At 64.9% G+C, this 905-nt stretch carries 2 protein-coding genes; both read left to right on the forward strand.

The genetic code is table 11. The features are described 5' to 3' along the window. The first annotated feature begins 7 nt into the window (after positions 1-7). Entirely contained in the window at positions 8-316 is a 309-nt protein-coding gene (rpsJ, locus tag G6W55_RS37840; protein ID WP_003948644.1) for a 30S ribosomal protein S10, read from the forward strand. A 17-nt stretch (positions 317-333) separates the two neighbouring features. Further along, positions 334-905: 50S ribosomal protein L3 (gene rplC, locus G6W55_RS37845; RefSeq protein ID WP_175525086.1), on the forward strand; the 572-nt coding region annotated here is incomplete at its 3' end.

The raw sequence follows: 905 nt of genomic DNA on the forward strand, positions 1-905 counted from the left end.
AGTAGCCATGGCGGGACAGAAGATCCGCATCCGGCTCAAGGCCTACGACCACGAGGTCATCGACTCCTCGGCGAAGAAGATCGTCGAGACGGTGACCCGCACTGGTGCGTCGGTCGCGGGCCCGGTGCCGCTGCCCACTGAGAAGAACGTGTACTGCGTCATCAAGTCGCCGCACAAGTACAAGGACTCGCGCGAGCACTTCGAGATGCGCACGCACAAGCGCCTGATCGACATCCTCGACCCCACCCCCAAGACCGTTGACTCTCTGATGCGACTCGACCTCCCGGCCGGTGTCGACATCGAGATCAAGCTCTGAGGGTCGGTGAGCTGAGAATGGCAAAGCAGATCAAGGGCATCCTGGGCGAGAAGCTCGGCATGACGCAGGTGTGGGACGAGAACAACCGTGTTGTTCCGGTCACCGTCGTCAAGGCCGGCCCCAACGTCGTGACCCAGGTTCGTACGAACGACGCCGACGGCTACGAGTCCGTCCAGATCGCGTTCGGCGAGATCGACCCGCGCAAGGTGAACAAGCCCCTCAAGGGCCACTTCGCGAAGGCCGACGTCACCCCCCGTCGCCACCTCGTCGAGATCCGCACCGCGGACGCCTCCGAGTACACGCTCGGCCAGGAGATCACCGCTGAGGTGTTCGAGGCCGGCATCAAGGTCGACGTGACCGGCAAGAGCAAGGGCAAGGGCTTCGCCGGTGTCATGAAGCGTCACAACTTCAAGGGCCTCGGCGCCGGTCACGGCACCCAGCGCAAGCACCGCTCCCCCGGCTCCATCGGTGGCTGCGCCACCCCGGGCCGTGTGTTCAAGGGCCTCCGTATGGCGGGTCGCATGGGCAACGAGCGGGTCACCACCCAGAACCTGACCGTCCACGCCGTTGACGCGGAGAAGGGTCTGCT

The sequence above is a fragment of the Streptomyces sp. CAI-85 genome (assembly GCF_013363615.1).
Taxonomy (GTDB): domain Bacteria; phylum Actinomycetota; class Actinomycetes; order Streptomycetales; family Streptomycetaceae; genus Streptomyces; species Streptomyces antibioticus_B.